14 protein-coding genes are annotated in these 13,803 nt (G+C 58.2%); 7 read left to right on the top strand and 7 right to left on the bottom strand.

The features are described from left to right. Nucleotides 1–27: 27 nt before the first annotated feature. From rnc to ABD903_RS01310, 3 genes are all read right to left on the bottom strand, one after another. Nucleotides 28–780 carry a ribonuclease III gene (gene rnc, locus ABD903_RS01320; RefSeq protein WP_345220665.1) on the bottom strand — a complete coding sequence of 251 codons (753 nt, stop codon included), beginning with the start codon at nucleotides 778–780 and terminating at the stop codon, nucleotides 28–30. 2 nt (nucleotides 781–782) lie between these two features. Further along, a complete protein-coding gene (fabF, locus tag ABD903_RS01315; RefSeq protein ID WP_345220663.1) occupies nucleotides 783–2,033 on the bottom strand; it encodes a beta-ketoacyl-ACP synthase II in 1,251 nt (416 codons plus the stop codon). A gap of 86 nt (nucleotides 2,034–2,119) precedes the next feature. Further along, complete coding sequence (locus ABD903_RS01310; protein ID WP_151079153.1) at nucleotides 2,120–2,356, bottom strand: acyl carrier protein; 237 nt, start codon at nucleotides 2,354–2,356, stop codon at nucleotides 2,120–2,122. Nucleotides 2,357–2,505: 149 nt separating this feature from the next. Between ABD903_RS01310 and ABD903_RS01305 the strand changes: the two genes are divergently transcribed. Both ABD903_RS01305 and pyk read left to right on the top strand, forming a co-directional pair. Next, complete coding sequence (locus tag ABD903_RS01305; protein ID WP_345220656.1) at nucleotides 2,506–2,934, top strand: IPExxxVDY family protein; 429 nt, start codon at nucleotides 2,506–2,508, stop codon at nucleotides 2,932–2,934. A 230-nt stretch (nucleotides 2,935–3,164) separates the two neighbouring features. Then, nucleotides 3,165–4,610, top strand: coding sequence for a pyruvate kinase (pyk, locus tag ABD903_RS01300; protein WP_345220654.1), 1,446 nt, complete (start codon nucleotides 3,165–3,167; stop codon nucleotides 4,608–4,610). A gap of 193 nt (nucleotides 4,611–4,803) precedes the next feature. On the opposite strand, the gene rpsT is transcribed toward pyk, so the two are convergent. Beyond that, the gene (rpsT, locus tag ABD903_RS01295) at nucleotides 4,804–5,061 is read right to left on the bottom strand and encodes a 30S ribosomal protein S20 (RefSeq protein ID WP_345220652.1); all 258 of its coding nucleotides are present in this window, start codon (nucleotides 5,059–5,061) and stop codon (nucleotides 4,804–4,806) included. Between the two features lie 156 nt (nucleotides 5,062–5,217). On the opposite strand from rpsT, the gene ABD903_RS01290 reads away from it, so the two are divergent. Next, the gene (locus ABD903_RS01290) at nucleotides 5,218–6,390 is read left to right on the top strand and encodes an MFS transporter (protein WP_345220651.1); all 1,173 of its coding nucleotides are present in this window, start codon (nucleotides 5,218–5,220) and stop codon (nucleotides 6,388–6,390) included. A gap of 101 nt (nucleotides 6,391–6,491) precedes the next feature. Continuing rightward, complete coding sequence (locus ABD903_RS01285; RefSeq protein WP_345220649.1) at nucleotides 6,492–7,472, top strand: YheT family hydrolase; 981 nt, start codon at nucleotides 6,492–6,494, stop codon at nucleotides 7,470–7,472. A 93-nt stretch (nucleotides 7,473–7,565) separates the two neighbouring features. On the opposite strand, the gene rsmG is transcribed toward ABD903_RS01285, so the two are convergent. From rsmG to ABD903_RS01270, 3 genes are all read right to left on the bottom strand, one after another. Continuing rightward, entirely contained in the window at nucleotides 7,566–8,225 is a 660-nt protein-coding gene (gene rsmG / locus ABD903_RS01280; RefSeq protein ID WP_345220647.1) for a 16S rRNA (guanine(527)-N(7))-methyltransferase RsmG, read from the bottom strand. A 217-nt stretch (nucleotides 8,226–8,442) separates the two neighbouring features. Further along, the gene (locus ABD903_RS01275; protein WP_345220645.1) at nucleotides 8,443–9,066 is read right to left on the bottom strand and encodes an RNA polymerase sigma factor; all 624 of its coding nucleotides are present in this window, start codon (nucleotides 9,064–9,066) and stop codon (nucleotides 8,443–8,445) included. After that, on the bottom strand, nucleotides 9,057–10,193 hold the full coding sequence (locus tag ABD903_RS01270; protein ID WP_345220644.1) for a glycosyltransferase: 1,137 nt from the start codon (nucleotides 10,191–10,193) through the stop codon (nucleotides 9,057–9,059). The genes ABD903_RS01275 and ABD903_RS01270 overlap by 10 nt, the downstream gene beginning before the upstream one ends. Nucleotides 10,194–10,414: 221 nt before the next feature. On the opposite strand from ABD903_RS01270, the gene tgt reads away from it, so the two are divergent. From tgt to ABD903_RS01255, 3 genes are all read left to right on the top strand, one after another. Next, nucleotides 10,415–11,545: a tRNA guanosine(34) transglycosylase Tgt gene (tgt, locus tag ABD903_RS01265; protein WP_345220642.1), complete on the top strand. Its 1,131-nt coding sequence runs from the start codon at nucleotides 10,415–10,417 to the stop codon at nucleotides 11,543–11,545. An 83-nt stretch (nucleotides 11,546–11,628) separates the two neighbouring features. Then, entirely contained in the window at nucleotides 11,629–12,708 is a 1,080-nt protein-coding gene (locus tag ABD903_RS01260) for an LptF/LptG family permease (protein ID WP_345220640.1), read from the top strand. 46 nt (nucleotides 12,709–12,754) lie between these two features. Further along, nucleotides 12,755–13,648, top strand: a complete 894-nt coding sequence (locus ABD903_RS01255) for a DMT family transporter (RefSeq protein ID WP_345220638.1) — start codon at nucleotides 12,755–12,757, stop codon at nucleotides 13,646–13,648. Nucleotides 13,649–13,803: the final 155 nt, after the last annotated feature.

The following is a 13,803-nucleotide window of genomic DNA, read 5'->3' as shown; positions in this document are numbered from 1 at the left end:
GTTCTGCCCTCAGCGGTACAGAGTTAATTACATACCAAGTGCCACCAGTGCCCGCTCGGCGGCCGTTTGCTCGGCCTGCTTTTTCGAGAGGCCCATACCCGATGCCACGGCCTCGTCTTCCACAAAAACGGTCACGGTGAATTCCATTACGCCGCCAGGGCGCTGCTCGCCGCTGTGCTCGTAGCGCAGGGACTTTCCTTTGCGCTGCGCCCACTCAATGAGCTTGCTTTTGAAATTAGCCGTAGTCGATGTCAGGGCTTTCACGTCCACAAACGGCCGGATAAGCCGCGCCAGCACAAAGCGACGGGCTGCCGTATAGCCGTGGTCGAGGTACACGGCCCCTACCAGCGCCTCCAGGGCATTACCGTTCACCGACCGGGACCTGGCCGCTCGGTTTTGCGCCGGGTCCAGCTGAACGAGTTTATCGAGGCCGAGCTTCAGGGCCATCTGGTTCATACTTTCCCGGTTCACTATGCGCGAACGAATTTCCGTGAGGAAACCCTCGGGCTCGTAGGGGAATTTACGAAACAGGTATTCGGCCACCACCGCTCCCAGAATGGCGTCGCCGAGAAACTCCAGCCGCTCGTTCGAGAGGTGCTTGCCCTGCTCGGCCTGGCGCACCACCGAGGCGTGCGTAAGGGCCAGGGTATACAAACGCGCGTTGCTCGGCGTGCGACCCGTAACGGTGGCTATTGCCTGCCGAAACGCCCGGTCGCCGCCGAGCAAGCGACGGAAAAATCCGAAAAGCGGAAGCGGTTGGCCGCCGCGTAGTATTGCCATAATTAGTCGCGCAGCTTGCCGAACACCACGGAAGTGTTGTGCCCGCCAAAGCCGAAGGTATTGCTCACGGCCACGTTCACGGCGCGAGTTTGGGCTTGGTTGAACGTGAAGTTCAGGCCAGCGTCCAGTTCGGGGTCGTCGGTAACGTGGTTGATGGTGGGCGGTATAATGCCGTGCTGAATGGCCAGCACGCTGGCTACTGCCTCAATACCACCAGCGCCGCCCAGCAAGTGCCCGGTCATGCTTTTTGTCGAGCTGATGTTCAGCTTGTAAGCATGTTCCCCAAATACTTTCTGAATGGCTTTTACCTCGGCTCCATCGCCCAGCGGGGTGCTGGTGCCGTGGGTGTTGATGTAGTCTACCGCTTCGGGGCCAATACCGGCGTCCCGCAACGCGTTCTGCATCACCAGCACTACGCCTTCACCCGTAGGGTCGGGCGCGGTAATATGGTAAGCATCCGACGATAGACCGCCGCCGAGCACCTCAGCGTAAATTTTAGCGCCGCGCGCTTTGGCGTGCTCGTATTCTTCCAGAATCAGCGCACCCGAGCCTTCGCCCAACACGAAACCATCCCGGTCCTTGTCGTAAGGACGCGAAGCCGATTTCGGGTCGTCGTTTCGCTCGCTCATGGCTTTAATGGCGTTAAAGCCACCAATGCCCGCCTCGCTGATGGCTGCCTCGGAGCCACCCGTCACCACCACGTCGGCCATGCCGGCGCGGATGTAGTTCAGGGCCGCCACAATAGAGTCCGACGATGAAGCGCAAGCCGACGTGGTAATGAAGTTCGGGCCCCGGAATCCGTTCTTAATCGAAATGTTGCCCGACGCGGAGTCAGCAATCATTTTTGGAATGAAGAATGGGTTAAACCGCGGCGTACCATCGCCACGGCCGAACTGCACACACTCTTCTTGGAAGGTGCGTAAGCCGCCAATGCCAGAACCCCAAATCACGCCTACGCGGTCCTTGTTCACGTTGCCCTCCAAGCCGGCGTCGCGAATGGCTTCGTCGCTGGCAATGACGGCAAACTGCGTGAAAAGGTCCATTTTACGGCCTTCTTTGCGGTCAAAATACGTATCGGGGTTGTAGCCCTTCACTTCGCAGGCGAAGCGGGTTTTGAATTTGCTAGCGTCGAAACGGGTGATGCTATCAGCTCCGCTTACGCCTTGGCGCAGGCCGTCCCAGTATTCGGCAACGGTGCTGCCAAGGGGGGTAATTGCGCCAAGACCGGTAACGACAACTCTTCGTTGGGCCATACTGGAGTGCGAAGGGGAAAGAAAAACGGCCGGCGGCGGGCCGGCCGGCAAAGCGGTGGAGCTTTAGCTAGAAAGGTATGCGTGCCTTATTTGGCGTGCTCTTCGAGGTAGGAAATAGCCTGACCCACGGTACCGATGTTTTCGGCTTGATCATCGGGGATGCTCACGTTGAATTCTTTTTCGAATTCCATGATCAGTTCAACCGTGTCGAGCGAATCAGCGCCCAAGTCGTTGGTGAAGCTTGCCTCGGGAGTAACTTCCGACGGCTCAACGCCCAACTTATCAACGATGATGCTCTTTACTTTTTCTGCGATTTCAGACATTTCCGTGGGGGTTTAAAGAAAACTCGCCACAAATAACACCATCTTCCCCAACATTGTCAAACTACTCCCGCTGAAATGCAGGGCGGCCGGCGCTGGTTTCGGCCTGCCAAGTCCGTATTTTTGCCCGGCCCCCGTAGCTTCTCCGTCCCATGAAAACTTTCACGCTTGAGTGCGACTACGATTGCGACTTCGACCTGTTTGGGGTGGTTTCATCGAGCCGCGACCATAAGCTGGCGTGGGCGCTGAACCAAGCCTTACGCCTGCGCTTGGTGAAGCAGCAGGACATCATTTACGACCTGCTAAACCGTGGGCGACTAGTTATCAGCAATTACTTGCACGCCACTGAAACCGCCACCCTGCGCCTGCTGCGGAACCGTTCGGTGGACCCTTCTCCTTTGAAAAAGCCGTTTCTGGCACCCGACATCAAGGAGTACGATTACCTGATTCAGGTAACTAATGGCACCGGTTCGCTCGACGCAGATGCGCTGATGGAGCAACTGGCCGCCTTGCCGCTGGTGCAGTACGTGTGCCGTTTCGACCCGAACGCACTCAAGTTTAAAGAGAATTTTCAGTTTTAATTACGCTTTTTAAAGCGGTGACTACTCCTGCCTGAAGTGCCCGTACAGGCGTTTCAATCGTTTGCAATAGCGAAGCAGGAAATGATAGGCGTGGCTTCCGAGCGGAGTCGTGTTGTTTAATGCGCTTCGTTTTCCGCCTAGCCTCCGTTTCTTTAGGGCGTCTCTCCCGTTTCCCGGGACCATGGGCGTTTGCGCCCACTTCATCCTTAAGCACTTCCCGAATTCATTGCATGGAAAACGTAACAGCGTTTAATAAAACTAAAATCGTGGCCACGGTCGGTCCCGCTTCAAACACTTACGAAAGGCTGGGCACGCTCATGCGCGAGGGTGTGGATGTGTTCCGCCTCAACTTTTCGCACGGCAAGCACGAAGAGCACTTGGCCGTAATTAACCTGGTGCGCCGCCTGAATAAGGACATGCGCAAGCACGTGGGCTTGCTGCAGGACTTACAGGGGCCCAAAATTCGCCTTGGCGACGTGGAAGGCGGCTCGTTTGAGATTAAGGTTGGCGAGAAAGTAACGCTAGTGTGCGGCGAGCAGGAAATCAGCCGACCCGGCCGCATCAGCACCATTTACATGGGCTTAGCGCGCGACGTGAAGCCCGGCGACATGATCCTGATCGACGACGGCAAGATTGAGCTGAAAGTGCTCAGCACCGACCGCGAAAAGGAAGTAGAGGCCGAGGTGATTTACGGCGGCACCGTGAAGCCGCGCAAAGGCATTAACCTGCCCGATTCCGACGTCTCGGCCCCCTCGATGACGGAAAAGGACTTGGAGGATCTGCGTTTCGGCCTCGAAAACGACGTAGACTGGGTGGCGTTGTCGTTTGCCCGACGCGCCGAGGATATTCGCGCCATCAAGCAAATAATTGCCGAGAGCGGCAAGCAGACGCGGGTAGTGGCTAAAATTGAAACCCCGGAAGGCCTGCGCAACCTCGATGAAATCATTGCCCTTACCGACGCGGTAATGGTAGCACGCGGCGACCTGGGCGTGGAAATTAAGGCCGAGGAAGTGCCCATGGCCCAGAAGATGATCATCCAGAAATGCAACCGCGCCGGCAAGCCCGTGATTGTGGCCACGCAGATGATGGAAAGCATGATTGTGAACCCGCGCCCCACCCGTGCCGAAACCAACGACGTGGCCAATGCCGTGCTCGACGGAGCCGACGCCGTGATGCTATCGGCCGAAACCGCCGTGGGTGCATACCCCACCGAAGTTATTCGTTCGATGGTGGCCACCATTTGCAGCGCCGAAGAACACGAGGCGCTGTACTACCGCGAGTTTGCCCCCGGCGACCCGCTAGCGCAGCCGCAAACCTTCTACACGAACAGCGTTATTGCGGCGGCTTGCTCACTTGCCCGGGCTACCGGCGCCCAGGCTGTGGTGGGTATGACGCACAAAGGCTACACCGCCTATCAACTCAGCAAATACCGCCCCCACGCACACATCTTTGTTTTCACCGACAACCGGGCCATTCTCACGCAGCTGAGCCTGGCTTGGGGCGTGCGGTGCTTCTACTACGACCGGTTTGTGAGCACCGACAACACCATTCAGGACATTAAGTACATCCTGAGCACCACCGGCCACCTGCACCCCGGCGACGTGTTCATCAGCACGGCCTCCATGCCCATTAACGAGAAAGGCAAAGCCAACATGATCAAGCTGAGCACGGTGTAACCGCGTTCATCCTCAAACAAAAAGCCTCGCCCGTGTGTAACGGCGAGGCTTTTTGTTTGCCGAAAGAAGCACAGACGAATTACGGAGTGAATTACCGACTCGGTTGGCTAGACGAGGTTACCTGAACGCGTAAAGGCCCCACGCACCGAATGCATGGGGCCTTTAAGTACAAGAGACGAAACGCGCTTGTGGCTTAGGCAGCCAGGGCGTTAACGTGCTTGGTCAGCTTCGACTTGTTGTTCGCAGCTTTGTTCTTGTGGATGATGTTCTTCTTGGCCAAACGGTCCAGCATCGACGACACTTTCTTCAGCAACTCTTGTGCTTCAGTTTTGTCGGTCGTGCCACGCAGTTTCTTAACGGCCGTGCGGGTCGATTTAGCTTGGTAACGGTTCAACACGCGCTTGGCTTCGTTCGAGCGGATGCGCTTCAGAGCCGACTTATGATTTGCCATGATGCGGAAAGCGGAAAAAAGACAGAAAAATCTGTCGGGGTTTATCAGTTGGGCTGGCAAAGGTAGAAGGTTCGATTGGGAATAACAAACCCACTGGCGAAGAATTACCTATCGGTGTCAGAATCTCATTTTGAGGCTTTTGCCGTTCTTGCCGACATGCGTTACCTCACCCGCACCGTGTGGCTGCTTTCGCTTGTGAGCCTGCTCACCGACTTAGCCAGCGAAATGCTTTACCCCATTATGCCCCTTTACCTGCGCGACATCGGCTTTTCGCTGGTGTTTATTGGCGTACTCGAAGGCGTAGCGGAAGCCACCGCCGGCCTGAGCAAAGGCTACTTTGGTCAATGGTCGGACCGGTTGGGCCGGCGCCGGCCTTTTGTGCAGTGGGGCTATGGACTCAGCGCCTTGTCGAAACCCATGCTGGCGGTGCTGGCCGTGCCGTGGTGGGTGCTGCTGGCCCGCACCGTGGACCGCCTGGGTAAAGGGCTGCGCACCGGTGCCCGCGACGCCATGCTGGCCGACGAAGCCGCTGAAGGCCGCAGCGGTGCCGTTTTCGGTTTCCACCGCGCCCTCGATACGCTGGGCGCCGTGCTGGGACCGGCGGCGGCCTTGTTCTGGTTAACGCTGCACCCGGGGCAGTACCGCACTTTGTTTTTGCTGGCGTTTATCCCGGGCTTGCTAGCCGTGGTGGTAACTCTGCTTGTGCGGGAAAAACCACAACTTCCTTCAGGGCGTCCGGTGCGTCCGTTTTGGGCCTCTTTCGAGTATTGGCGACGCGCCCCGGCAACTTACCGGCAAATAGCCGGGGCTTTGCTCGTGTTTGCGCTGTTCAACAGTTCCGATACCCTGCTCCTGCTCTTGGCCCGCCAGCAGGGCTTGTCCGATTCTTCGGTTATCGGCGTGTACATCTTTTACAACCTGGTGTATGCCGCTGCTGCATTTCCGGCTGGTCTTCTGGCCGACCGCCTAGGTCCGCGCCGCGTGCTGGTGGTCGGGCTGCTGCTGTTTGCTGTGGTCTATGCCGGCGCTACTCAAGTACATACCTGGTGGCTGTTCGCCGGCTTGTTCGGGTTATACGGGCTATACGCCGCCGCTACCGAAGGGGTGGGCAAATCCTGGGTGAGCCGGCTCTGCGCGCCCACCGACAAAGGGGCCGCGCTGGGCACCTTCGCAGGCCTGGGCAGCCTGGCCGCACTGGTGGCCAGCATTCTAACGGGGCTGGTTTGGCAGACCCTCGGGGCAGGAGTTGCTTTTGGGCTATCGGCCATGGTAGCGGCCGGCGTAGCGTTATTTTTGGCGCTAACTGCTTCGCCTGAAATGCCACGCTAGTTGCCCCCCATTGCAACTCTTGTTGTATGCATGCAGAACTGTTTTCTGCGTATCTTCCTTATTGCTGATCAAGCTCCAACCCTATCAGGCTTGTCACTGCCATGCCACTCGTTTCCGATTCGCCTTACCGCCCGCCGTTCTACCTGTTTAACGGGCACCTGCAGACCATTGTCCCGAGCTTGATGCGCGCGGTGCCGGAAGTGCAGTACCAACGCCAGCGTGTGGAAACGCCCGACGGTGACTTCCTTGACCTCGACTGGGCACGCACCGAGTACGTAACCGATTCGTTGGCTATTATTTCCCACGGGCTCGAAGGCGACGCCGGCCGGCCGTACGTGCGCGGCATGGCTCGGGCCCTCAACCGCGCTGGTATCGACTCATTGGCTTGGAACTACCGCAGCTGCAGCGGCGAACCGAACCGCCTGCTGCGCGCCTACCACCTCGGCGACACCGACGACCTGCACTTTGTGGTGCAGCAGGCCGTGGCTACCGGGCGCTACCGCCGCGTGTTCCTGACAGGGTTTTCGGCTGGTGGCAACGTAACGCTTAAGTACTTGGGCGAAGACGCTAGCCGCGTGCCAACGGCGGTGGAGCGCGCCGCCGTTTTCTCGGTGCCCACCGATTTAAAAGCCGGATCGGAGCAGATTTCGCGTATTCAGAACCGCGTGTACCTGAACCGCTTCCTGAAATCGTTGCGGCTGAAAATTCGGCAGAAAGCCGAGCTGCTGCCGGGCCAGCTAGACTTAGAAGGGCTGGACGAACTCAGCAACTTTCCGCAGTTCGACAACCGCTTTACGGCGCCTATGCACGGCTTCAAATCGGCTGACGAGTATTACGAGCACAGCAGCTCCGGCCGTTACCTCGACGGCATTCGTATTCCCACCCTGCTGGTCAATGCCCAGAACGACCCGTTTCTAGCGCCTACCTGTTTCCCGCACGAGGCGGCTAAGCGCAGCCCGTACGTTTTCCTGGAAACACCCGAAGAAGGCGGGCACGTTGGCTTTGCCGAAGGAACGCCCGACGGCGTCTATTACTCCGAGCGGCGGGCCGTGGAGTTCCTGACGGCTGCCGTTCCAGCGTAATTCGGATTATGGCAATACCTAAAACGAAAGCCGCCCGCGGATGACGCGGGCGGCTTTCGTTTTATACTTGGCTTCTACCTTACATGCTTAGGCTTACACGTTGTTCGTTCGTTTGCCGCGGGCCAAGGCATTGTTAGCCGGCACGAACACTACTTTTTTGGTTTCGAAAAACTCTTCCTTAAAGAAGTCGGCAAGTTCGGTTACCGTTGCCACCAAACCCGATTCGGCCAGCTCTTCGGTCAGGTCGCCGCCTTTTAGGTAATACAGGCCGTGTGTGGGGCTGGCTGTGGCCGTAGCGGTATAGCGCTGGGCAATCCAAGGGTGAAAGTTGGCTAGGCGCGTTACAGCCCGGCTCACTACGTAGTCGAACTTGGTGCGCACTTGCTCGGCCCGAACTTGCTCGGCGGTTACGTTGTGCAGCCGTAGCGTATGGGCCATGTCCTGCACCGCTTTGATCTTTTTGCCGATGCTGTCGATGAGGTGAAACTCTACTTCGGGGAACAGGATGGCCAGCGGCAGGCCGGGCAAACCGCCGCCGGTGCCCACATCGAGCACCGAGCTTCCGGGCTCGAACTGCACGGCTTTGGCAATGCCCAGGGAGTGCAGCAGGTGACGCTCGGCCAGGTTATCGACGTCGGATCGGGCAATGAGGTTAACGCGTTCGTTCCAGCCGCGGAACTCGGTAGCCAGTTGGCGAAACTGCTCCTGCTGGCGCGGCGTGAGGTCGGGGAAGTAGCGGAAGAGTATTTCCATCGTGTGGCAAAGATAGGGCGAGGACAAGAACGGAATGGCTGGCCCGCCTGTCATCCAGAACCCAGCAAAGGACCTTCTCACCTCTAAACGAGCCGTTATTACCATTGTCGTTCTTATGTGGTAGGTACTTCGCTACGCTTAGCCGGGCAATTGCAGTGAGCTAGAAACAACGAAGCCCCGCTGGTTGGGCGGGGCTTCGGTTGCAACGAGCAGAAGGCTATATAATTTCCTTCTTGTTCTTTACCATGTCGTAGAGCAACTCGCGGGCGCGGTGCAGCTGGGCCTTCACGGTGCCGAGGGGCGCTTTCAGCTCCTGGGCAATTTCTTCGTAGCTCAGCTCATCGAAGTAACGCAGAGTAACCAAACGCTGGTACTTATCGGGCAGCCGCGACACCACATGCTGCATGATTTCGATCTTCTGGTTCTTGATGGCCGACTCCGCCGGGTTCAGGTTGTTGTCGCGGAAATCGATGGTGATTTCGTCGCCGTTGTCAATCTTGATGGCCGAGTCAATGGACATCGTCTTGATTTTATTCTTGCGAATAAAGTCGATGCAGTTGTTGGTGGCAATGCGGAAAAGCCACGTGCTGAACGCGTACTCGGGGTTGAATTTGTGCAGGTTGCGGAACGCCTTGGCAAAAGCCTCAATGGTGAGGTCTTCGGCGTCGTCGGGATTGCGCACCATCTTCAGCACCACGTGGTACACGGGCTTCTTGTAGATCTGCATGAGTTCGGCATACGCCTTCTCATCGCCCTGCTCTACGGCAGAACGGATGAGCTTGAAGTCGTGCTTGGCCTTGGCCGAGAACTGCTTCTGGAGGTCCGGGTTGTTTACTTCCATCGGGAGGGTTTGCGGTAAAGCACTAGCGAGGCTGTCAAGAGAAAATAAGCCAGGAAATACGTCGCGTCCAGCACCGGCAGCAGTGCTACCGACTGCCGGTCATTCAAACGACGACTGGCCCCCGCGTACGTAGCTAATATGGCTGAGGTTCGCACGAACCAGGCTATAGCCAAAGGTACCCAATCGACCGGGGAAAAAAAGAGGGCCCCGAGGGTGGTCAGGTAAAAAAGGCCATTAGCCAACATAAAGGTTCCAATTCGGGCCTTGTCGGTTGCGCGATATTTAGATCCGGCTGACATATGCCGTCTTTTTTGGCGCCACCACTGGCTCCAAGAGGCGGGTGCTTCGCTTACGGATTGGGCCGCAGGATGGGTTACCACGGCGGCGCGCTTACCCAGGGCCACTGCGTCCTGCACCAGCAGGTCGTCGTCGCCGCTGAGGCTGCGGATGTGTGAGGCAAAACCTTTGGTAGCAAGGAAGGTAGCCTTGGTATAGGCCAGGTTGCGGCCGACGCCCATGTAAGGGTTGCCGCGCTCGGCGAAGCTCAGGTATTGCAGGCCGGTGAGCAGGGTTTCGTAGCGCACGAGCTTGTTCAGGAGGCCCGGCGCCTCATCGTAGGGACCGTAACCGAGGACGATGTCGGCGCCGGAACCGAAGCCGCGGGCCATGTGGCGCAGCCACTGGTTGGTGGTGGGCACGCAGTCGGCATCGGTAAAAAGCAGGTAGGGGTAGCGGGCTACTTTAATGCCGAGGGTAAGGGCGTATTTTTTGGGGGCGAGGCCCTCGGGCGTGCTGCCCACGGTAACGAGGCGCACGTTGGGGTAATACTGCGTGAGCTGTTGGGCGTACAGGCCGGTGTCGTCGTCAGAACGGTCGTCGACGAGGATGATTTCAAATTCGGCGTACTCCTGCGTCAGCAGAATGGGCATGAGGTGGCGCAGGTGCTCCAGGGCGTTGCGGGCGGCCACAATTACCGAAACCGGATGCTGCTGCTCGTGCGTGGGGGCCGGCTCGGCGTCGGGGCTTCTTTTAGCAGCGAAAGGCCAGAAATAATAGGCCATGTAGGCGAGCTGCACCACAACCGTGGCAAGCAGCAACCAGACTACGGGCGAAAAATGAACTGGCAAAACGACGAGCGAGGATGAGAAGCGGGCAAAAGTAGCCAATCCGGACGCAGCCCGGCGTCTGAAGCATAAAGTAAAACGCAACGTGTACGGCGCCTACGGGTTACCTTTGCGGGCAGGAGCTAGAAGCTAGAAGTCAGGAGCCAGGAGTGCGTGAACTATCGATTGGTTCGCTACGCCTCTCCCCTTCTGGCTTCTAGCTCCTCGCTTCCAGCTTCTTGTAAATGACTTTCGACCTCGTCGCTCACGACCCCCAAACCAAAGCCCGCGCCGGTGTGCTCACCACCGACCACGGTACCATTCAAACGCCCATTTTCATGCCCGTGGGCACGGTGGGCTCGGTAAAAGCTGTGCACCAGCGCGAGCTGAAGCAGGATATTCAGGCCCAGATTATTCTCGGCAACACCTATCATTTGTATCTGCGCCCCGGCCTCGACACGCTACAAAAAGCCGGTGGCCTGCACAAGTTCAATGGCTGGGACGGCCCCATTCTCACCGACTCGGGCGGCTACCAGGTGTACTCGCTGAGCAACACGCGCAAGATCAAGGAAGAGGGCGTGAAGTTCCGCTCGCACATCGACGGCTCGCAGCACCTGTTCACGCCCGAGGGCGTGATGGACATTCAGCGCGTCATCGGGGCCGACATCATCATGGCCTTCGACGAGTGCACGCCCTGGCCCTGTGAGTACGACTACGCCCGCCGCTCCCTCGACATGACGCACCGCTGGCTGAAGCGCTGCATCCAGCGTATTGATGAGACGGAGCCGCTCTACGGCTACGAGCAGCAGCTGTTTCCCATTGTGCAGGGCTCCACGTTCCGCGACTTGCGCGAGAAATCGGCGCAGTTTGTAGCCGAGCAAGGCCGCGCCGGCAACGCCATTGGCGGCCTGAGCGTGGGCGAGCCGGCCGACCTGATGTATGAAATGACGGAGCTGTGCTGCGACATTCTGCCCGCCGACAAGCCGCGCTACCTGATGGGTGTGGGCACGCCGGCCAACATCCTGGAAAACATTGCGCTGGGCGTGGACATGTTCGATTGCGTACTGCCCACCCGCAACGCCCGCAACGGCATGCTGTTTACCACGCAGGGCATCATTAACATCAAGAACAAGAAGTGGGAGCAGGACTTCTCCCCCATTGACGCCGAACTGGGCGGCTACGCCAGCACGTTCTATTCCAAGTCCTACCTGCGCCATTTGTTCCACGCCAGCGAGTACCTGGGCGGCATGGCGGCCTCGGTGCACAACCTCACGTTTTACCTCTGGCTGGTGCGCTCGGCGCGGGAACAAATCCTGGCCGGTACCTTCCGCGAGTGGAAGGAGCGCATGGTAAAGCAGCTGATGGTGAGATTATAAGTTGGCCGTTGTCAGTTTTGAGTTGTCAGTTCGTTCTGGCAAGCATTACTGACAACTAACAACTGTTACCTGACAACTCGTAAATGCTCCGCATCCTCGACAAATACATTCTGGGTAAACTGCTGACCACGTTTTTCTTCGTGGTGGTGGTGCTGGTGCTCGTTATCTGCGTGATTGACTTCACGGAGAAGAACGACGACTTCATCAAGCACGACTTGTCGGCGGGCAAGATCATTCTCGAATACTACGTCAACCTCTTCCCCTACTACGCTAACCTGCTCTCCCCCATAACCGTGTTCATTGCCACGGTGCTGGTAACCTCGCGGCTGGCGGCGCGCACCGAAATTGTGGCCATTCTGGCCAGCGGCGTGAGTTTTAAGCGGCTGCTGTTGCCTTACGTAATGGGTGGCGGCATTATCGGGCTGGCCATCTTCGGGCTGATCGGCTGGGTTATTCCCATTGCCAACAAAACCCGCGTGGACTTCGAGCGGAAATACGTAAAGAACCCCTACCGCTTCCAGGGGCGCAACGTGCACATCAAGATTGGGCCGAAGAGCTACGCGTACCTCGAGAGCTACGACAACGTGAACAACATGGGCTACAAGTTCGCGCTGGAAACCATCGACGGCACCGTGCTCAAACGCCGCATGACGGCCGAAGTCATGACCTGGGACTCTACCAAGCAAGCCTGGCGCCTCACGCCGCAGCTGGTGCGCACCTTTAAGGGCGACCGGGAAACGCTGCTTACCCTGCCGGCCCGCGACACCACCCTAAACCTCTACCCCAAGGATTTCGCCAGCACTTTTAAGCTGAACGAAACCATGACCACGCCCGAGCTCAACCGCTACATCCAAGAGAAAATCGACCGCGGCGCTTCCGACACCGACATTTACCTGGTAGAGAAGTACGAAAGGCTGGCGTACCCCTTCGCCATCGTTATCCTCACGGTTATCGGGGTAATCATGAGCGCGCGAAAATCCCGGGCGGGTGTGGGTGGCCAAATTGCGCTGGGCTTCGTGCTGGCGTTTGTGTTCATCATCTTCGTCATCATGAGCCGCAACCTGGCGTTGGTGGGCGAAATGTCGCCGGCGCTGGCGCCGTGGGTGCCCAGCATTGTGTTTACCATCATCGGCGCGGTGCTGTACCGCTACATTCCGCGCTAACCGGTCCGGCAAACGGATTTTGCGCCTTCGTTTCTATTTCTCTCCCATGCTCAAGGATTACCTGCGCCTCCATTTCATAGTGTTCCTGTGGGGCTTCACGGCCATATTGGGCAAGCTGATTACACTACCGCCGGTGGAGTTGGTGTTCTTCCGCACGCTCATTGCAGCGGTGGGTTTGGCGGTGTTGCTCTCGGCGCGGCAGCAACCTTGGCGCATTCCACCGGGACAGGCGTTGCGCCTGCTGGGCATTGGGGTGCTGGTGGCCGCGCACTGGATTACCTTCTTTTTGGCGGCCCGACTATCGTCAGTAAGTGTGTGTTTGGCAGGCATGGCTACGCTTGCGCTCTGGACCTCGCTACTGGAGCCGTTGCTGCTGCGCAAACGCTTCCAACCTTATGAAATTCTGCTGGGTTTGGTAGCCATGCTGGGCCTGTACCTGGTGTCGCAGGCCGAGTTCGATCAGCTCACCGGCTTGGCCGTAGCTGTACTGTCGGCCGGCATCAGCGCCTTGTTCAGCGTGCTGAACGTGAAGCAGGTGCAGCACCACCCACCCCTGCGCCTCACGCTGTACGAAATGGCCGGCGCTTGCCTCAGCATCATGCTGTTTCTGATCATCCGCCCTGCATTTGGCGGCGAACTGCCCCAACTCGACCCCAAGCCGCTCGATTGGGTGTGGTTGCTGATCCTGGCTGGCGTGTGCACGGTGTATGCCTTCTCCACGTCGGTGGAGTTAACGAAACGTCTTTCGGCCTTCGCCGTGAACCTGACCGTTAATCTGGAGCCGATTTACGGCATTGCGCTGGCCGTTGTCATTTTTGGCCAGCAGGAAAAAATGAGTCCGGGTTTCTACGCCGGTACGTTGCTCATTCTGGTTAGCGTGCTGGTTCACCCGCTGATTGACCAGTGGGTGCAACGGCGGCGAAGAGCAGTAGCAGCATAAATTTCTCCTCTGCGAACGGCTGCTCCGGTTTTAGCCGACCACCCGGCGCAACGGCAGGAAAGCCATCAGCAACTTCAGCAACGATTTCGTTCAACGACGCGGGGCCGGCAAGCTAAGCTTGCCGGCCCCGCCCGGTTCCGCGCCGTTCGCGCCGC

The organism is Hymenobacter koreensis (assembly GCF_039541855.1).
GTDB lineage: Bacteria > Bacteroidota > Bacteroidia > Cytophagales > Hymenobacteraceae > Solirubrum > Solirubrum koreensis.
The sequence above is the reverse complement of the archived record's forward strand: the minus strand, read 5'-3'. Positions and strand labels throughout refer to the sequence as shown.